This is a genomic window from Algoriphagus sp. SE2, from assembly GCF_039563885.1.
In the GTDB taxonomy this organism is placed as follows: Bacteria; Bacteroidota; Bacteroidia; order Cytophagales; family Cyclobacteriaceae; genus Algoriphagus.
This window is the reverse complement of record NZ_JBCLWJ010000003.1, coordinates 194,601-214,794: the sequence shown is the minus strand read 5'-3', so window position 1 is coordinate 214,794 and position 20,194 is coordinate 194,601. Positions and strand designations below refer to the sequence as shown.

Here is a 20,194-nt window from a genome sequence, read left to right as displayed (position 1 = left end):
TAATCAGCCAGAAAAAACATCCCGGTAGGTTTACCATCTACCTTATCTTTTATAATGATAACTGTGGAGATGTATGCTAGCGCAATATTTTCTACATCTTCATTTTTATTGAAAATCAAGCTCGTTCCAAAATCTTAAGCAATAAAATCCCTTACAATAACAGTCTCTTCAGGATATACAGAAACCTTGTATATACTGAAAAGGCCCCTAGTATTTCACATCAATTTAAGATATTTCTTCCTTCCCTTAGTTTCTGGGATGATTACACCAATCATATTTTGAGAAGTATTTTGAGATAATTAAAGAGAAAAAATGAGTTTATTATTTGCCTACACCTAGATTATTTTCTTCTAACACTACTCGGTAAAACGTCCCATCTTCTGAAACTCCTTGAAAATTAATGGTCTTAAAGCCTTTTTTCATTTTAAAATAAGTATTAGCAACATTCCTTTCTACTTTAAAATTTGTCACAATAATCCCAGAATGTGGATCAGTATTTCCAAAGCCCTTTAATAGGATAGAATTGAATTTATTGTTGAGACTTTCCTCAATACTTTTCGAAAAAAATGTAATTACTCCATTATAATAAACATCAAATTCTGCAACTGAATAGGCGGAATAGTTATTAATCATTGAGGCCTGATTCAGCTTTATCCCGTCCCAAAATATAGTAGGGGTTCTTCCTTTTATTTTCGCTGAATAGCCCCGGGATGTTGGGATTAGCTGAACTCCATAGGATTCAACTAGTTTGAGTGGGTTTGGATGTCTTACTTCTTCTTCGGCGACTTTAACCCGATTTCCCAATCCAAGCATAGATTCTGGTCTATATCTATATTTCTGTTCTGTTCTAATTCTTTCTGATTCAATCGTAAAGGCCTCCAAGTCCGTATAATACTCCAAGTCCATACCTTTTTCCGATTTAGTCTCGGGTGAAGTCTGTTCTGATATTTCCAAAATTGGATAGAGAATTTTTCTTGGAATTGGCGAATTAGTTTTCCTTGTTTCTTTTTCTATCAATTCAATCTTGAAATCTTGATGTGAATTGAATGCCTTTTCGAAATAGAATTCTTTTTCTCCGACAAAGTATAAGTCAGCTAAAGTAATCAAGCCGTTTTCATCTGTTTTGAGTGTTTCTTTATAGCCAGCTAAGGCTTCCGAAAAAACCAAGATTCTTTCCTTAAATAGGGGTTTTCCTGTTTCTGAATCAGAAAAAAGAAGTTTATATGTGAATAAGCTATCAAAAATGGAAGGTTCGATTACCTGCTCCAACCCATCTATATGGGAAGATTTGATAGTTGACAAAAATAAATCAAGTGATTCTAATCTTTCGGGATAAGAAGGATTGAAAAATCGCTTAAGATGATAGCTATCTTCCTTAAGTAAGGCACCTAATTTAGCATAGCTTAAAAAATCCAAATTCTGTTCGCTTCCAGGATCATTAGGAAATGTGAAATGTCCAAATTGATATCCAATATCTTCTTCCGACTGGAGAGCGATAATCAAACTATCTTTACTTCCAGTTTCAATTCCTTTAATTCTCAAATTTTCATCAGGCCCTTCAATAAAAAAATATCGAGATAGTACCTGAGAATTTTGATCTGTTTGTACTACCAATCGATGTAATCCATTCGCCAAAAATTCATAAGGGATGGACATCGATACTTTATGATCTTTAAAAGCTAGACGTTGATGAACTAATGGAAAATCCTTATTATGAATGGATAGAGTTAGGCTATCCGCCAAAACTCCAGGACTTGATTCGATTTCAAAAGAAATTTTATTCAACTTATCCAGATTTACTAGCCTTAAATTCAATCCTTCTTCCTGGACAGGGGTAATCTCAACTAAATCAGACTTATTACCTTTTAGGTAGTATTTTTTTGCATCGGAAGGCTTAAATAGCAACTTACAAAAACCTTCTTCGTTGGTTTGAAATTCTCCAATTTCTTCAAAATTGGAATTTAGTACTTTCCCCGAGTATGCGAGACCCTTTCCATTGGGATGACTTGATTTGATAATTAGGTTATTTGCCAGATTTTTAACCAAAAAATCACCTTCTGGAAAAGACTCCAAGATCACCTTTTCATTTTTAGGAAGAATAGGTTCACCTGTCACCCTGAGGCCTTTATAGAAATACTTATCAATTGCCCCCTTCATAACATCTGTGTGGGCTATTAAGAGATACTCCCCCTCTGGTGTCTTTTCGGGGATGGTAACTCTTCCAAAAGCAACTCCATCCTGAAAGATCAATCTCTGATTAAGAATAAAGTCACCGGATCTTGAAACAAGATCAAGGTTTAAGTACTTGCTTTCCGGGAAATCCCTTTTTTCAGAAGTATGAAAAGTAAAGACAGAATAGTTTAAGGAATCCCCAGCTTTTATAACATCCCTATTCAGTTTTAAAAATATTTTTTCATAGATTTTAATATCTTCCCCTTCTGAAAAATAGCGTCCCGGACCTGGAATAGACTGACCATTTAAATCAATAAAACAAATGAAAGATATAAATACTGCGATAGAGAATACTTTCATGTTTAGAATTTGAACATCTCAACTAAATACTCCTTTGACCTTAAAGGGGTTCTATGTTAGATACAATTTTTATGAATTAAAGGTTTTATAAAGGATCATTAAACTCCTTTCAACCAGATTTTTGACTTCTTTTATTAATCCTTATTATGAGTTTTTTAGACTTTAATTATTTAAATGGGTAAAAACAGTTTCTTACATGGCTAATGACTCTTAGATTTCTTTTTCATATCAAGAATATTCAGAGAAAAGTCAATGAATTAATTCAAGTCAACTCAGAAAGATTCTTTTCACCTCCTCTTTCTTCAACCGAGCCACGGGCACTTGCGCGCCATCTGACATTAAGAAATACCCTCCTTCAGTTTTGATATATTTTCTGATATGATCCTTGTTTATCAGATGAGACTGGTGGGTTCTGTAAAATCGATCATCCAGCAAAAGCCGTTCATAGGATCCCAGATTTCCGGAAAGTAATACTGGCAACTCTTTCGAAATATAAATCCGGGTATAGTTGGCCTCTGCTTCTAAACGGATAATATCATCCAACCGTACAAAGAGCACTTCATCTTGGGTAGCAAGTGCGATTCTCCGGTCTTCCCGATGCGAAAGATTATGCTTCAAAAACCCAATTCGGTTGGAATCTGAACTGAAATTGGACAGCTTTTCCACCGCTTTAACCAATTCCTCCGGATCAACAGGTTTAAGCAGATAATCCAGAGCCGAATACTTAATAGCCTTTAAGGCATAGGCATCATAGGCGGTAACAAAAATAATTTTGAAATTCACCTCTCCTACTTTATTTAAAAAATCAAACCCATTTCCTCCCGGCATTTCAATATCCAGAAAAACAACATCCGGATCCAATTTTTCCAGAAGCGAAAGCCCCTCTGATGCAGAGGAGGCTTCCGATACACTGATGATATCAGGGCAATGGGATTTCAGCAAACCTACCAAAAACTCGCGGTTCCCCGACTCATCATCAATGATTAATGCTTTATAGCTCATGATTCTAATGGAAGTTTAATTAATACGCGGACACCTGACTGATCCATCCTGTTACTTATTTCAACAGTCGCTTCTCCTAAATATATATGATTCAGATTTTGAATCTGCTTTTTACCCAATTCCAGGCCGGTGGACAATTCATTCGCTTCTTTTAGTCCTGGTCCATTATCCAAAATTTCTATCTGGAGAAAATCCGATTTTCTTGAGAATACGACTTGTATTTCCCCCTCCTTACCCAAAGATGCGACCCCATGCTTGACTGCATTTTCCACATAGGGCTGAAGCAGCATAACGGGGATTAAGGTACTTACGGGCACTGCTGAATCAACATGTACCGTGGCAGAAAATTCATATCTCAATTTCTCCAGATCCAAATACAATTCTGTCAATTCAATTTCCTGTTCTAGGTCATGAAACTGCTTATTAGAGATAGAAAGAACTCGTCTCAGATATTTACTTAGCTTTAGGATATAAGAATTAGCCAAGTCATTTTTTTCTTGACTAACCAAATTTTGGATGGAATTGAGCGCATTGAATAGAAAATGTGGATTCAATTGAGCCCTGATTGCTGTTAATTCTGCTTCAGTTAATCGCTGGGACCACTCTAATTCTTTGGTCTTTCGTTTTTGTTGATTTCTAAAAAAAATAAATCCTATCCCTCCGACGACTAACACAAGCCCCATCCCAAATCCTACCAAAGCAGGAGCTTCCTTCCACCAAGGATTCTGAATCACAAAAGCATAGTGTAAACTGATAGCCTCCGAGGCGCCCTCATATGGCCAAACAACTAATTCATACTCCCCCGGATTTAAGTCTTCATATAGAAAAAGATCAAATGGGTTTTTGGTATCTAAGGACTGAATCTCTTTATGAAACCCCTTTAATTGAACTTTCGCATCCTCCGTCAATTGGTCTACCACAAAATAGAGCCCGTTATCGGAATATGGAAAAGAAGGAGAAACGGGGATTCCTCTTTCATTGATATTTTCAATGTATTCCACAGCTCCCCAATCATATTGAGAAGAATCCGGATAGTCTTCAAAAATGTATTGAATTTGAAGGGCCACATAGTTCTTGAAATATTCAGCGGGATACAGATCCGCCAGTTGCAAAGGCGCGTACCCCACTTTCCAGCTGATTTTCAGCGTATCTTGATTAGTTTCATTAATGAAGGCATAGCTATTCTCAGATCCCGGAGAGGAGCTCATGCTAAATCCGTTTGATCTATTATTCGGGCGATTGATGTACTTAGGTGCTTCATTATTAACAACTAGAGCTATATCAACAGGCCCCATCGAATCAGGAATGACGCCCAAAGAACTTCCTTCAGGGATTACCAAATTGAGAGGGACTTTAGTCAGGGGATCAAATCCATCGCAAAGGCTATCGATAGGTAATATTCTGTCATCTAAAGTGACTTTAATTGCGAGTTTAATTGCACCTTTTTCTACCTTATGAGTTTGACCGAAAACGTCTTTAGTATTCCAGGTTTGAAAACTGAGGATGCATAGGATGAGGAAAAGAAATCTCATAAATGAATAATTTATAGCCATAATATCGGCTTAGTGATGAATGTAAATGATTTTATTGATTTTTGCTTTTTTCTTTAATGAGCTGCCCGTAGTAGGAATTTTGAGCTTCATCGCCTAGCGATGTGTAAATTTCATCGTAATCTGATTGTGATAATTCATTTTCGATATGACAAAAATTAGGTAACAGAGAACCGACAACTGTATCGGAGTATTTTCTCACATACTCTTTCAGAAGCTGGACTCTTGGTGCTAATCTATTAGCAGCTGTTGGACTTTGATCAACAATAGATTTTTCCTCAGAATGGGAAAGAAGCCTACTTTTAAGTTCCCCGTCTTTTTCCAAATACTCTTTCAAGATTAAATCACTTTCAGAACCCGAGACTTGGATATCCTCATAGTCTAAAGAACTTCCTGAAATCGTAATGGCTGAATTTTCAAGGATGAATTCAGTCAATTTTTTGGTTTGCCCTTCAGAGGTATATCTGAGTAGTTGGATAAAATAGGGTGCTTTGACCGAGCCCGAAAAATGAAACTGATCATTTTGAGTGAGGATGGTGTCTAATTCTGGATACTCATTACCATTGAAATGCAAGACCAGTAAAGAAGTATCCCCCAGGCCTGACACCTTTCCAAAAATTTCATAGCCAGATTGTGTGAATCCTGTGAGCGAACTAGTCAAAAGAACGATTAAGATAAGAATGAAACGCATAGTTTTTAGATTTTGATTTATCCAAAGGTTTAGCTTTCAAAAAGAAGTATTTGACTAGGATGTATATTTGGCTTATCTCGATGTATAAGTTAAACAGCTAAACTTTAATTGATTTATAGACTGAAAAAAGATGGTCTGTCATAAATCTTAAGCTGTCCTAATTATTTTGAAAAAGTGCATTATCAAGCTTGGATCTCAATTTTTATTTTATGAAATAATAAATGAGCGCTAGGGAGTTTGAGGATTTATTTTGGAAAAAAACTTCTCCTATTTGATGGGATCTTTATTTTTCAATATTTAAGGCTCGACCCAGCTGCATTTTTCAATAAAGGAGGAGGAGAAGCCTTGCAGAAATGCGGGGTTTTTATTGCTATATTCCGAAAAAACTCCTCATATGATGAAATCCTTTATCCTTTTAACATTACTATGTCTTCCGCTTTTGGGATTTTCTCAAAACAACCCCTACTCAATCCGTTCTTACCATGAAGAAGGGAATAAAGCACCCAACACGCACTATATTGGGGAAGCTTGGTTAAATGGACTATTGAGAGCAGATGAAATGTTCAGTTACAACATAACCAAAGCGACTTTTAAAGCAAATTCAACTTTGGATTGGCATAAACATACCACCTCTCAAGTATTGGTCATAGTAGAGGGTGAAGGGTATTATCAAGAAAAAGGGAAAGATCCCGTACGTTTGAAAGAGGGGGATATATTGAAATGTACTCCTGACATAGAGCATTGGCACGCATCTTCCAAAGAAAAGGACGTTACCTATCTTGCTATCTATAGTGGAGAGACTATTTGGACAGAGGTTCTCTCACAAGAAGCCTATGATCAAGTTGCCCAAACTTTAAAAAACCAATAAAAAATCCATCAAAGTAGTAGAATCAAAATTTAATGATTAACTACTAAGCTGCAGCTTTTGTCAACAGGGGGAGCAAAAGCCACTCATTTCTTAGAAGTTTTTTACTTTACTTCCTACGTTACGTTTTCACTTTCCTCCCCTTCTTTCCTACAAAATCCTTATTTTTAAGCTTCTTATGTTATAAGAATTCCCAAACCCAGCTTCGAATATGAAAAAATCACTTTTATGCCTCATAACACTTACTCTCATTTTTCTTGGAAATGAAACCTGTTTCGGTCAGACAAACCTTAAAAAAGAAACCATTACCGACCTCAGTAAAACACCAAACTATGTCTTTGGAGTAAAAGATGAGGATGGTTTCAAAAGCGCATTATCGGTATATGATACCTTCATAGAAAATGGAGTCGAGATTGAAAATTTTGAAATTGTAATGAAAGGCCCAGTCGTCAAAACGATGATGAAAGAATCTGAACTTGAAAAGTATTTTGAGAAGTATAAAGGCATAGTCCGGGTTAGTATTTGTAGTGTCGCGATGAAAAGACTTGGAGTTTCAAAAGAGCAGCTTTTTCCGGGATTGGATGTCGTAGAAACTTACACGATACGCGTTCTTCAATTACAGGCTTTGGGCTATAATTCGATCTCGTATTGAGGAAAAAAACAACCTTCAGCTAATGGTGATTTTTAAATAAAATTTACCCAGAGTTTTAATATTTCTTGGAACTACTTAATTGAAAATTAAGATTTTTTAAAATAAAAAACAGCCTAAAGAATTGAATTTAAAAGAGATATAACGAGAAAACCTGATACGAAAATGTCAGGTTTTTTTATGTCCACTTTTTCAAAAAATCAGAAAAGGGTCCTTGACCTCGGTATTAATGGAAGCGAACACGACCCTCCTTTTAGTAAGCCCCATTTTCAAAGTTTGCAGCGTTTCAAATTTTTTCAGTTGTTAAGCAACCTTTTTAAACCCGACAGCATCTGGATTAAAAATGAAAATCATGAAAAATCGATTTAGAATTCTTGTAATACTATACCTTTTTACCCAAGGACTTTACTCACAAACACTCTCTCCTGAACAGATGAAGAGTGACTTCCATATTTTCAAGGAAGCTCTGGAGACTTTTCATCCTGAAATGTACCGATATACCACAAAGGAAGAATTTGATCAGCTCTTTGAAACCATCGAAAAAGGTCTTAACCAGCCACTATCTCAGCAGGAATTTTACAAGCTGCTACGACCTGCTTTGGTTCAACTAAAAGACGGTCATATCAAATGGATTGTTTAGGGAAAAGACCAGCATTATGCTTTTTTTGAGGACAATCTTTTCCCGATCAAATTATATTTTGAGCAGGATAAAGTTTATGCAATTCATCACTTTTTAAATGAGGCTATTCCTGAATTACCTGAGGTACTTGCTATAAATGGAGTCCCCATTCAAGAGATAAAAAACTACTTCTTCAAAGTTTGACTTATGGGGATGGAGAAAGTCTGGGAGGAAAATATTATGAATTGAATCGATTTTTCTCTGCCTATTATGCTACTGAATATGGTATCTCAGATTCCTATAGGGTTGATTGGATTGTGAATGGAACCCAGCAAACTTGGGAAGGAAAAGGTATCAGCAAAACCGAAATTGAGAAAACTTACCCAGCATCTCAAGATCCCTTTTCATTCAAAAAAGTGAATGACAGGACTGCTGTCCTTAAAATTGATCGGTTCTTCTCGATGAAGGGAGAGCCAGATTTAAAAAAGTTTTTTAAAAGCTCTTTCACAACGCTTTCTGAAGAAGGCATATCCAACCTAATTCTAGACCTTAGAGGAAATGAAAGAGGAAATGAAAAATTGGGAATTGAGCTTTACAAATACCTAGCGTTGAAACCTTTTCATTATTATAGATACCTAAGTACCCGCCCCAATTCATCTGTCGACTTTGATCATCACACTTCCAAGATTTTTCGAATAGCCAACTCATTTTCCAAAGAAAAAGATGGAATCTACCAATTTGTAAAAGGCTCAGGCCTCAAATTAGAAGAACCACATCCCTTGGCATTTAAAGGCAAAGTTGTTTTACTCTTAGACGGTCAAAGTTTCTCCGTAACCACTGAGTTTGCCTCTAAGGCACAATCGGACCAAAGAGTTTTTATTATCGGAGAAGAGACAGCAGGAGGAGCTGAAGGGAATAGCAGTGGGTTCTTCTCGATTGTCACCCTGCCTCATTCCAAAATTGATCTAGGAATACCAAGAATAGGTTTTCATATGGCAGATTTAGGGGAAAATATTGACCAAAATCGAGGGATTTTACCGGATGAAGAAATCAGACCTTCTGCATTAGTTATTCTTCATCAAAAAGACCCTGTAATGGAACGGGCCTTACAATTATCGGAAAAGTGAAGAAATATAGATTGGAAATCAATTCTTACAATTCAAAGCTACTTTCCCGCTAAAACTATCCCCGAAGAAAAAAACCTGGCCCAATGTGTCAGGTTTTTCTTTTGTAATCTTTACTATAAAAAAAATGAATGAGGTGCAATCCACCAAGATAATTTAAACTGAACTACCTTTAATGGTAGGATGAAGTTGGCTTAATTGCTAAGAACACCTGATCTAAGCCCCTCCACTTCACTGATTTCTGTTTCCAAAGGTTTCCCTAAAAGTCTCGCTCCATTCTCTGTAATTTCAAAGCCATCCTCCACTCGGATTCCGCCAAAATCCTTGAATTTTGCAAGTGCAGCATAGTCTATGTAATCGCTGTGTAATTTTTCTCCCTCCCATCGTTCGATCAGCTTAGGGATAAAATAAATACCCGGTTCAATTGTAATGACAAAGCCTTTTTCAAGTTCTTTACCGAGTCTGAGTGACTTCAGACCAAACTCTGTACTCTTAAGTAATTCATCGTTGTATCCTACATATTGCTCTCCCAAGTCTTCCATATCATGAACGTCCATCCCCATCATATGACCTAAACCGCATTGGAAAAATAGTGCATGAGCCCCATGATGTACCGCATCATCCAAGTTCCCTTTCATAACCCCCAGATCTTTTAATCCCTCAGCCAACTTCTTGCAGGCCGAAAGATGTACATCTTTAAATCTTACTCCCGGTTTGCAAAGTGAAACAGAAGATTGATAAGCATCGAGTACTATCTGATAAATATCTCTCTGAGAATCTGAAAATCTAGGTCCGACGGGAATGGTACGCGTAATATCACCGGCATAGTGCATGGCTGATTCAGCTCCAAAATCCCCCAAAAGCATCTTCCCTTCTTCTAGCGTGTTGGAATAGTTATGGTTATGAAGAATCTGTCCATCAATCGTAATGATGGGTGGGAATGAAACACTTCCTCCTGAGGAAATCGCTTCATGGTTCACCAGCCCAAGAAGTTCATATTCTTTCATGCCTGGCTTTGCTTCCCGCATTAACCGCTTATGCATTTTCACACTCATGTTCACTGCATTGGTGATTTCCAGGATTTCTTCTTCCGACTTTATAGATCTCAAAGAGACGACCGCTTTAATGAATTTCTCTGAAACTAAGGACTGAATTTCAAGATGTGATTTAGTCAACCAACTCTCTAATTTTTGGCTATTTTCAGGCCTGTAGGGAGGAAGAAAATGGATTCTTTGTCGATCAACTGTGTCAAGGAATTTGGAGATTTCGCTTTTTGATTTAGTTTTCTCAACCCCGATATCAGAAGCCAAATCCGATAATGGAGGATGCGAGCCCTGCCAAATAGTTTCTATGGTGGTCAAGTCATCTCCAAAAATAATTTCTATATCTTGATCCACATCGATCACTGCAGTGAGTCCGGGCATATCCAACCCGAAAAAATAGAGAAACGTACTATCCTGCCTAAATGGATACCAGTTGTCTTTGAAGTTCATGCTGCTTTCTTCATTTCCGAGAAAAAGCAAAACACCGGATCCCATTTTTCTTTTTAATTGGTTCCTACGTTCGAGGTATGTTTCTTTTGAAAAGGTCTTCATAAGTACTTCAATTTATCTTCCTCCAGCTGGTAAACTTCTCAACCAGAAGGTTTTCATGGTCTCTCTGAGATGAAGGGAAGTATTTTCACGTTCGTTTATTCCATGAGAGCGCATTGGATAAGACATCATGGAGAATTGTTTATTGTATTTGATCAATTTATCCACCAACATTTCAAAACTCTGGTAATGAACGTTATCGTCGGCAGTTCCATGGATGATCATGAGTTCTCCCTCTAAATTTTCCGCATAAGTGATTGGGGAACCGTCTCGATATCCTTTCTGATTATCTTCCAATAGTCCCATGTAGCGCTCTTGGTAGGTGGCATCATAAAGCCGCTGATCGGATACAAATGATACCGCCAAACCTGCTTTATAGATTTCAGGATAGCGGAACATCACATTGAGCGTCATCTGCCCTCCTCCACTCCAACCCCAGATACCTACTCTGGAAGAATCTATAAAGTCATAGGTTTTTAGTATTTGCTTTGCAGCATTCATTTGATCGTAGGATGCCAGAATTCCTATCTGACCATAAATAGATTTACGCCATTCCCTGCCCCGCGGAGTTTTGGTACCACGATTATCGATACTGATAACTACATATCCCAAACGAGCCATGTAATGATGCCATAAATCCCCCCCTCCCCAGGAATCTTGCACGGTAGCTCCTGCAGGCTCTCCATAGACATAAAACAAAAGTGGATACTTTTTTTCTGGGTCAAAGTCCTTTGGCTTTATCATCCATGCATCTAATTCCACATCTCCAATATCCACCTTAAAAAACTCTTTTGGATTTAGATCCAAGGCTGAATACTTGTCCTTTAATTCTTGATTATCTTCCAACATCCTGATTTCCTTATGGTTTGGCAGGTTAATTAAGGAATAAACAGGAGGAGTGGTGGTGTTTTGAAAAGTGTGAATGGCAAATTTTGAATCGATTGAAATTTGGTAGGCATTCTGTCCAGACAATTCCACCGGAGTGATCCGTTCCGCTTTTCCAATTTTGCTCAGTAAACTTCGATAAAGGTACCGCTGAGTGAAGTTTTCAGGGGAGGCAATGTAATACACATACCCATTGGCTGGGTCAATATGGCTGATTCGCTCTACATCAAAGTCTCCTTGAGTAATCAATTCCATCTGACTGCCATCTCTGGAAACTTTGTATAAATGCAACCAACCATCCCGTTCGCTGGTCCAGGTGAAAAATTTCTCATCCTCTAACCACCTAATATTGTCATGGACATCCAAAAAGGCCGAATCCTCCTCAATCAGAATTTTGGTTAAACCCATAGTTTGGATATTACCCGTCCATACGGTATTGATGTTTTGGCGCCGGTTGAGTTGCTGCACCATCACTTCCTGTGAATTCGGAATAAATTCCATTCTAGCCAGATAATTATTTCTAGGGTCACCAGGAACATCAAACCATTTGGTTTCCCCTCCTTCAATAGAGACTACTCCGATTTTAACAGCTGAAAGCGATTCCCCTACTTTAGGATAGGGTAAAGGAATGGGCTTAGAGTAGATTGAATCAATATTATTGATCAGATAAAAAGTACCGACATTTCTAGTGTCTGATTGCCAATAGGCAATGTTTTTTCCGTCGGGACTCCATCTAAATCCATCTCTACAACTCAGTTCTTCCTCATATACCCAATCAAAGGTTCCGTTAATGGTAAATTCTCCCCCATCAGAGGTTACTTTTTTGATTTCCCCTGATCCAAGGGTTTCCACAAAAATATTGTTTTGGCTTACATAAGCCACTTTTGATGCATCAGGAGAAAATTTGGCAAACATCAGTGTGGTGGCGGGAATACCTTTGCCCAACTGACTCAGTTTACGCGTTTTCAAATCTAAAACCCAATAATCACCTCTTGTATGATATCTCCAAACTCTTCTGGTATTGGTGAATACTAGGAGCTTGCTATTGTCCTCCGACCAGACATAATCTGCCACAGAAATTGGTTTACTGCTCCCTGAAGGAATTAATTCTTCAGCCGATATTAAGATTGTTCTGTTTCCGGTAAGGGCATCATATTTAACAATATCATCGCCCTCCTGAATGGTACTTTTTTCAATGCTAGAATATCCTTTGGAATCTTTCATCCAGCGAATAGGACCAAACCGATTCTGATTATAGACTCCATTAGAATAAATATCGGGTAAGGTTAGCTGGGATTGAGAATACAAATTTCCAATAAAACCCAATAAAAAAATCGCAATAAACCCTATCCCTTTCTTCATTTTGCTCTATAGTTACTTTTTCAAAAACGTAAAATACATAAGTAGACAAATCAATGTCAAAACTAATATTAGGCAATAATTTGATAGATTAAAAAGCCTTTCAGCTCTACGTGTTCTTACCAAAAAGATTAGGCGTCATTTAAAATCATTTGAATCTCTTCGAAATCTTACCTCTATGTTCAGAAAAAAGTCGATATGTAGAACTAGGAATGGCTTAACTCAAAAAAGATATCCCCTTTTTTATATCTACAAGCCACCTACTTTTTTGCAATATTGGTTTCACCTTCTACCAAATCACGGCTGCCTTTGAGATAAACCTAGCTTGAATTTGATTTCGGCAACCTTTATGCAAGGGGCAGGACCAGGCGTATTTAAGCCCGGGTACATGGAAGTTTCGTTATCCTCTGATGGGAAAATTTTTGAAACTGTACTTCGAATAGAAAATGATGTTCTTGTATCAGAAAAAGAGAAAGTCCTAAAAGACTTCAAAGGTTCTCTAGAAGAAAAAAAGCCAGATTTATCAAGGTACTTGCACCAAACGTTCAAAATGGATTTCTATTCGTAGATGAGATTGTAGTCAAATGACATCACTAGTTGAAAGAGTGTCAATCCGTAAGATTTGAAACCCCTTTTAACAAGCTAATTATAGTTCCAAAGTAACAAACCCCTGATTTCTCCAAACTTTAAGGACTAATCTCCCCTTCCAATTATTTCCTTTTTCAGATTTCATCAAAGAAATAATATCGCTGATTTCATCGTCATAGCATCCTAAAATCACATCACCTTTTTGAAGTTGATTTGCAGCAGTGCCAGTCATATATTCAGGTATATCAATCACCAAAACACCCGTAATCTCATTTAACCCTGCTGCAGATTGCTCACCGAGTGTCTCCATATTTTTCACCTTGAATCCATGCCATTCTAGGATCTCTGATTTGTCCTTTTCAGATTCAAATAATAGCAATGGGATTTTTGGAGATTCAGCTATCTTTTTCAATTCTACCGAAGTCACACCAAAATCATCCATGTTGAAATTCTCAAATCCTACAGCCTGAATTGCCGGTGAATCTTCCTTAAGTCTAAAATCACCATTCGTTGGATCTATAAAACCAGGATCCCCAAACTCTCCGCTGTTTTCTACTCCAAACTCCCTACTTTTTTCAAGATCGGCCTCAGAAGTAAAAAAGTTCTCATCAACTTTATCTCCCCAATAATCCACCCCGATCTCCTTGTGAGATGTCATCACGATATTTCGAGTGAAAACATCATGACTTTCTTTAAACCAAACATGAGGATGAAAGCCATTATTTACGGTAATGTTATTATAAACCGTTCTATAAAATCCTTCCCGAAGTTTAATTCCTCCGCTCAAGCATAGGTTGTTATAAATCTCATAATTGCTGGACCCATCATCTAAATCAATGTCCCATCCATGATCGCAATGGAATCGATTATTACGGATAATGGTGGTTTTAATGGCGTCAAACTTTATCCAATCTGGATGCTTAGCAACTAATTCATTCATGGTTTCTCTATTGGGATGCCAAAATCGATCTCTTCCCCAGGAGTTGAAAGCCCCATGATCGCCCGTTTCCATTACGGTATTGAATACATCATTGAGTACAATGATGTGCCCACCCCAAGCACCATCACCGATGTTAATGCCAGCTCTTGGAACATTGTAAATAGTATTATGCACTAAATGCAAATCCATCGCCATTTCAATCTGAACTCCCGCTACCTGTTTTTCAATGGTTCCGATATTTCTAATCAAATTATCAGCAATAAAGGAGTTGGATGGATAATCCGAAGTTTTCGGTCCGGGAATAGTATCAATTTCATTCTCTGGAACAAACTCATGGTAGTTGAAAGATGGGGAGCGTACAGCTTCCGGATTTCCAACAAAACTTATCCCACTGCCTCCTATTTCCTCGATCAAATTTCCTTTGATTGCAACATTCCTATTATAATTACTAACGAAAATTGCATTGCCTCCTAGGTCCTGAAACTTGCTGTTTTCAATGGAAATATTTTCCGTTCCATCTAAAAGAATAGCTCCATTTCTATAAATCGTCCAGTCACTTCGCATCAAAGGTTCCTCAGTTTTCATAAATGTGGGTGAACTTTGAGTAAAAGTGATATCCTGAATTTTGATGTGCTTGACAGGATTTTCAGAATTTCCTTTAAATGAGATCAGGTTTTCCAAAAGCCCAACTTCCACTTTCTGGATATCCTCTCTTGCTATACCTTCCTCAGGAAAAAAATACAGAAGCCCTTTTTTGGGATCTAGAAACCATTCTTTTGGGCTGTCCAGTTCTTCGAAAATATTTTCTACATAACGGAATCTGGGATGCAATCCACTTTCCCTGTTATTCTGCCACCCCCCTTCATAAATCAGGCTGTCTTTTCCAACTTTTCCGGTGATCATATAATGCATTCCTCCCCATCGACCCTGATGCAAAGCATGGATATAACCACCCTCAGGATTTTTCCAACTGGCTATTCTTTCCTTGGAAAGTGCATCTTCAGCAAAGCCATTAAAAGGATTAACTCCTTCCTGATAATTTGGGTATCTGGCTCGGATCTGCTTTTTACCATTGATATAAAGCGAAGAAAAATCGAACCCTTTCGGGACATTGGCAACTAGTAAGTCACCCTGAATTCTCCAATTTAACTCCAACAACTTTCCACCACTAATCACCACTTTCTCCCCATCAGCTGCTTTTATTATATAAGGAACATCTTCTGTACCCGATTCCCTTTCTTCAAAAATCAAGGATTCCTCAAGATAGTAAGTCCCATCTTTCAATATCAAGGACACAGATTCATTAAGGTTATTAGCTTTGAAGTCCTTAATGACTTCTTTAGCATAACTTAAACTTGAAAAAGGTGATGCTTCATTCCCTGGATTTCCGTCATTACCATTTGGTGAAACGTAAAACGCTTTTTGCCCAAGAGAAAAACTTTGCAAAGCAAAAAGTAGAAGGACGGTAAACTGGATTTTAATTAAAATTGATCTCATGTTAAATAGAGTGCTTTCTATGCAGAATAGTGGGATTTCTTCTAGTAGCCAAGTTTATTGTAAGAGGTTTCTTGAAATTTAAATGAATTTTAAGATACGTTCTGACAGTCTAGTTTATCATTTATTTTTCCATTTATTAAAAAATGAAGTAGATTTCGACACATTCAAAACTCTCCTAAATTGAAATTTCTACTAGCTTTTTCACTCGTTTGGATTTCCTTTTTCACCCAAGCCCAAACCGTATGCACCCTTGAAAGCCGTGAAAAACTGGAAAACTATCTGGCTACACTTTCTGAGGGCAATTATTTAGACAAATCAGCAAACGAGCTCAACATAGAAATCGGTAAGTGGTTTCTAGAAACGCCATACGTCGAAAAAACACTAGAACTGCCAGGTTCTGAAAAATTGGTTATTAATCTCACAGGACTGGACTGTACTACTTTTTTAGAAACAGTAGTAACCATGACCAGACTAGTAGAAGAAGGGAAATTTACCTTTGAAGACTTTGAAAGTGAATTGGAACAACTCAGATATCGAGATGGAATCAATAAAGGCTACCCTTCTCGCCTGCATTATTTCTCCGATTGGATCTTTGAAAATCAGGAAAAAGGAATCATAGAAGATGTTACCTCCAAAATAGGGGGGGCTCCCTACCCCAATGCGCCAACTTTCATGTCTGAAAATCCTCAATTTTACAGACAGCTAAGTGAAGCAAAGAATTTAAGTGCCATCAAAGAAGCTGAATCAATAATAGCCAAACGTGAATACTTCTTTATTCCAAAAGCAGAAATCGCTTCTCTCGAAAAGAATATTCAATCAGGTGATTTAATCGCCATTACAACCTCGATGCCCAATCTAGATATAGTACATACAGGATTTGCTATTGAAAAAAATGGAAGAATTCACCTACTCCATGCTAGTTCTAAAAATATGGAAGTAGAAATCTCAGAAAAGCCACTTAGTGACTACTTAGCAGGAAATAAGAGTCAATGCGGAATTATGGTAGCAAGATTAAAAAATCCATAAAAAAGCCCTTCCCTTTGGCTTATAACCAAAATGGGAAAGGCAGGGGTGATTGAAACAACTGTTTCGCACTCTATTTAAAACTTTTACTTACTCTTAAAGTGAAGTATTGAAATTTATAGCCTGTTCCAGAGGAGGCAGCCACATTAGAAAACTGACCATTCAATCCAAAATCAAAGCCATTAACTCGATAATTCAATTCTGCTTGTACTCTAAAGCTTGGATCCCAATCTTGATTTTCTATTTTCTGATAACCTGCGGCTCCCTGAAATTTTAAAGCCATTTTTGATACTAAAGGCATTGGGGTGCTATAGTCCACAAATACCTCAGTACTCAAAAATCTATCTGGGGCGAAGTACAAATCAGTTTCAGAATCACTATAGCCCAAGGCAGAAAAATTAATCCCACTTTTTAAAGTCGGTTCTGTTCTCAGCAAACGATAGATAGATCCAAAGAATTGAATTCTAGAATTCTGATCATTAAGCATGCCATAGCTGGCCTGAGAATAGAACCCAGTTTTTCCTCCAAACATGATGTGGGTTAAATAACCAAGGTTTTGACTTCTAATGTTCTTACCTAACAAATCAGCTGTAAAATTCAACAGATCAGAGCTATAGGTCAAACCAAACATTCTTCTATCATTCGGCTGAAATTTGGTTTCGAATTTACCGGTCACTCCCATAAATGATTCACCAGTATCGGGGCTTACTTGTTGTATAACAACCTCAGCACTACTTTGCCAAGCTTGATTCCAATTAACATTCGCAGCACCTGACAAAAATTTAGATTTAGTTAATTGACCTTCTGGTGCTTTTACCTGGCTTGACCCTGCTCGGAAACCTAATTGTAGTGGTGCGTTTCTTTGATTTTGCCAAAAAATAGATTGTTCTGTTCTTGTGTTTTTTGCGACATCCGCAAAATATCCAACCATTACTCCAGCAGTTTGCACAGATCTTTCATTGATCATTCCTTTTAATTTTTGAATCTGAGAGGAGGACAGCTCTGTCTCATAAGTACTGATCAAAAATTCGGATTTTTTCCATTGTTTCTTACCGATCAAAACCTCCGTATATTCTTGGATATAAGGAGCTTTTGGGAATTTTTGAACCAACGTATCGTAATACGCCAGACCATCGGAATAATTACCCGCTGTCGTATACAACCTTGCTTTCATTACCAATGCCTGATCTGGATCCACCAAATTTATATTCTCAGAAAGGAAAGATTCAGCCTCTTTAGTTTTGATATTCCAAAGCATCGCATTGAAATAATTGACGGTGGCACTTTTATTCTCTTGATCTTGGCTCCAGGCATTAAAAGCAGCTTCCAAAGCTTTGGAAGGCTTTTTACTCATAAAAAGTGCATAGGAAAGATTGATTTTTACAATGGTACTTTCGTAGTCTAAAGGAATCAAATTATTGAAAACTTCCACAGCCTGGCCAAAGTCTTGATTTTGTAAACATAAATCTCCTTTGAATAATAAAATTTGTGCATCAGTGGGATCATTAATAAGAATGCTGTCTAACTGAGAAATAGCTCCCACATAATTTTCCTCACTTCTCAGTTCGCTGGCTTTCTGGATGAACTGCTCTCTTTTCGCTGGATCTATAGCTTCACCTTGTCCATTCACGAGGAAAGGAAATAAAATTAATCCCAAAAAGCCTATAAGTTTAACAGGAGTATTAATATATTTCTTCAAACTCTTGATACTATGAAAATACAAATCAGTGATTTTTTGATAACAGGCGAGAAAAAACCTGCTTTGAAAGTGGAAGTGATTGGTGATGCCAAAGGAAGCTCCACCGAAATCCTGAGAAGCAAATTGCCCGAAATCCTGAAGAGAGACTGCAACTTGGTTTATTTGGATATTCGTGGACTGACTGACAACGACCTTGGATTTGTCAATGAGGTTATCCATATGCATTATACCCTTGCCGAACACTCCAAAAGATTTATCTTGCTCTACAAAAAAGGATCTACTTTCGAGCCTTGGATCAACACTTCGGGAATTGATAAATTTGTTGAGCTCGCTATTACTGTTTAATCTTCTAGTTTCCAGTATTTTCTCAACTATAGAGGCTATAAATAAACCGTAGATCAATGCTCCCACGCACATCATAAAAACATCCCAAAAAGAAATGAATTCAGGGAAAAAGATTGTTCTGGTGAGTATGGCCAAGCCAAATCCTACGAAGCTTATCAACCAAAATCTTTCTATTCTGAATTGATTTGAATTTGAAATCGACTTTGATTCTAAGTTTAAAAGGAAATTTACAACAAATAATAACCCAAATAAACTAAAGCTGTATTGTAGCAACTCATACACTGGAAACGAAAATCCAGAAACAGATAGCTCATTTTTAAAAAGTGGGAAGAGCTGAATCAACCAACCATCATAGTGAGTCATCCCATCTAATCCTAAGTGACTAATAATCCCAAGGATGATTGAAACTAGAAACCATATCCAATTTCTTTTTAAAGACAAAATCAAATTGAAATCAAGGTATTTGACCGTTTTGGATTTAATCCAAGCTGGACTTGCTTTAAACAATGGGTACTTAATGATACAATGAAATACCACTGCGAAAAGTATGGCAACAGGAAGATCAAATATCAAGATTCCCGAAATCTTATGCCCTATATTTTCACCCAATTTTAACTTTAAGTAAAACTCCAAATCAGGTACAATACTTCCAATCACCAAACCAGTCTGGGAAAGACGGTTTTTTGTATTCGAAAAAGGAAGAATAGCTGCAGGATGTGAAAATGTAAAAGGCATAGTGATTTGATTAAGCTATTTTAGCAGTTTGAAAATTGGAAACGATATCTCTTACTAGCTCTTCTGTGACATTACTTTTTAACAAATATTCTACAGAGCCAAATTCAATTGCGGCAATTGCTACCTCTAGATTTTCCAAAGCGGTACAAAAAACAACCTCAATTCCCGGATAATAACTCTTCACTTCTTTAAGAATTTCCAATCCATCTGAATTCTCCATTTGATAATCCAAAAAGATTAATCCTGGATTGAGATGAATGTGTTTGAGACACTCCTCACCACTTTCAAAAGTGAAAACTTTCGAGAAGCCAATTTCAGTGAGGATTTGCTTAAGAATTGCTGACCAGAAAGGATCATCATCTACTATAAAGGCCGGTAAAATTTTAATATTTTTCATTGTTTCTATTTTCCATCTCCTATTTCCAATTTGAGACCAAAACAAAAAAGTGCCCTAGAATCGATCTAAGGCACTTTTTAAAATCAAGTTTTCCAAAAATTG

The 20,194-nt window shown here is 37.2% G+C and carries 15 protein-coding genes; 6 read left to right on the top strand and 9 right to left on the bottom strand.

Annotation, left to right across the window (positions count from 1 at the left end):
- Positions 1-321 precede the first annotated feature (321 nt).
- From AAGF08_RS05015 to AAGF08_RS05000, 4 genes are all read right to left on the bottom strand, one after another.
- Positions 322-2,532 carry a hypothetical protein gene (locus tag AAGF08_RS05015; RefSeq protein WP_343509991.1) on the bottom strand — a complete coding sequence of 737 codons (2,211 nt, stop codon included), beginning with the start codon at positions 2,530-2,532 and terminating at the stop codon, positions 322-324.
- Between the two features lie 267 nt (positions 2,533-2,799).
- Positions 2,800-3,534 (bottom strand): LytTR family DNA-binding domain-containing protein, encoded by a 735-nt coding sequence (locus tag AAGF08_RS05010; RefSeq protein ID WP_343509989.1) that lies wholly within the window; start codon positions 3,532-3,534, stop codon positions 2,800-2,802.
- Positions 3,531-5,066 (bottom strand): histidine kinase, encoded by a 1,536-nt coding sequence (locus tag AAGF08_RS05005; protein WP_343509988.1) that lies wholly within the window; start codon positions 5,064-5,066, stop codon positions 3,531-3,533. Before AAGF08_RS05005 ends, AAGF08_RS05010 begins: the two co-directional genes overlap by 4 nt.
- A 52-nt stretch (positions 5,067-5,118) precedes the next feature.
- Entirely contained in the window at positions 5,119-5,775 is a 657-nt protein-coding gene (locus AAGF08_RS05000; protein ID WP_343509987.1) for a DUF4369 domain-containing protein, read from the bottom strand.
- A 394-nt stretch (positions 5,776-6,169) separates the two neighbouring features.
- On the opposite strand from AAGF08_RS05000, the gene AAGF08_RS04995 reads away from it, so the two are divergent.
- The 4 genes from AAGF08_RS04995 (at position 6,170) to AAGF08_RS04980 (ending at position 9,035) form a co-directional block, all read left to right on the top strand.
- Positions 6,170-6,643 carry a cupin domain-containing protein gene (locus AAGF08_RS04995; protein WP_343509986.1) on the top strand — a complete coding sequence of 158 codons (474 nt, stop codon included), beginning with the start codon at positions 6,170-6,172 and terminating at the stop codon, positions 6,641-6,643.
- 208 nt (positions 6,644-6,851) lie between these two features.
- Positions 6,852-7,292 (top strand): hypothetical protein, encoded by a 441-nt coding sequence (locus AAGF08_RS04990; RefSeq protein WP_343509985.1) that lies wholly within the window; start codon positions 6,852-6,854, stop codon positions 7,290-7,292.
- A 349-nt stretch (positions 7,293-7,641) separates the two neighbouring features.
- Complete coding sequence (locus tag AAGF08_RS04985; RefSeq protein WP_343509984.1) at positions 7,642-7,929, top strand: hypothetical protein; 288 nt, start codon at positions 7,642-7,644, stop codon at positions 7,927-7,929.
- A 179-nt stretch (positions 7,930-8,108) separates the two neighbouring features.
- Positions 8,109-9,035 carry a S41 family peptidase gene (locus AAGF08_RS04980; protein WP_343509983.1) on the top strand — a complete coding sequence of 309 codons (927 nt, stop codon included), beginning with the start codon at positions 8,109-8,111 and terminating at the stop codon, positions 9,033-9,035.
- 191 nt (positions 9,036-9,226) lie between these two features.
- Here the strand turns inward: AAGF08_RS04980 and AAGF08_RS04975 are convergent, their stop codons facing one another.
- Together AAGF08_RS04975 and AAGF08_RS04970 are read right to left on the bottom strand one after the other, a co-directional pair.
- Positions 9,227-10,627 carry an aminopeptidase P family protein gene (locus AAGF08_RS04975; protein ID WP_343509982.1) on the bottom strand — a complete coding sequence of 467 codons (1,401 nt, stop codon included), beginning with the start codon at positions 10,625-10,627 and terminating at the stop codon, positions 9,227-9,229.
- Positions 10,628-10,639: 12 nt separating this feature from the next.
- Complete coding sequence (locus tag AAGF08_RS04970; RefSeq protein WP_343509980.1) at positions 10,640-12,871, bottom strand: DPP IV N-terminal domain-containing protein; 2,232 nt, start codon at positions 12,869-12,871, stop codon at positions 10,640-10,642.
- Positions 12,872-13,199: 328 nt separating this feature from the next.
- On the opposite strand from AAGF08_RS04970, the gene AAGF08_RS04965 reads away from it, so the two are divergent.
- On the top strand, positions 13,200-13,436 hold the full coding sequence (locus AAGF08_RS04965) for a hypothetical protein (protein ID WP_343509979.1): 237 nt from the start codon (positions 13,200-13,202) through the stop codon (positions 13,434-13,436).
- Between the two features lie 78 nt (positions 13,437-13,514).
- On the opposite strand, the gene AAGF08_RS04960 is transcribed toward AAGF08_RS04965, so the two are convergent.
- A complete protein-coding gene (locus AAGF08_RS04960; RefSeq protein ID WP_343509978.1) occupies positions 13,515-15,893 on the bottom strand; it encodes a right-handed parallel beta-helix repeat-containing protein in 2,379 nt (792 codons plus the stop codon).
- A 180-nt stretch (positions 15,894-16,073) separates the two neighbouring features.
- On the opposite strand from AAGF08_RS04960, the gene AAGF08_RS04955 reads away from it, so the two are divergent.
- A complete protein-coding gene (locus AAGF08_RS04955) occupies positions 16,074-16,919 on the top strand; it encodes an N-acetylmuramoyl-L-alanine amidase-like domain-containing protein (RefSeq protein ID WP_343509977.1) in 846 nt (281 codons plus the stop codon).
- 70 nt (positions 16,920-16,989) lie between these two features.
- Here AAGF08_RS04955 and AAGF08_RS04950 read toward each other — a convergent pair whose 3' ends face one another.
- Positions 16,990-19,695 carry a DUF4184 family protein gene (locus tag AAGF08_RS04950; protein WP_343509975.1) on the bottom strand — a complete coding sequence of 902 codons (2,706 nt, stop codon included), beginning with the start codon at positions 19,693-19,695 and terminating at the stop codon, positions 16,990-16,992.
- 10 nt (positions 19,696-19,705) lie between these two features.
- On the bottom strand, positions 19,706-20,092 hold the full coding sequence (locus AAGF08_RS04945) for a response regulator (protein ID WP_343509973.1): 387 nt from the start codon (positions 20,090-20,092) through the stop codon (positions 19,706-19,708).
- Positions 20,093-20,194 lie beyond the last annotated feature (102 nt).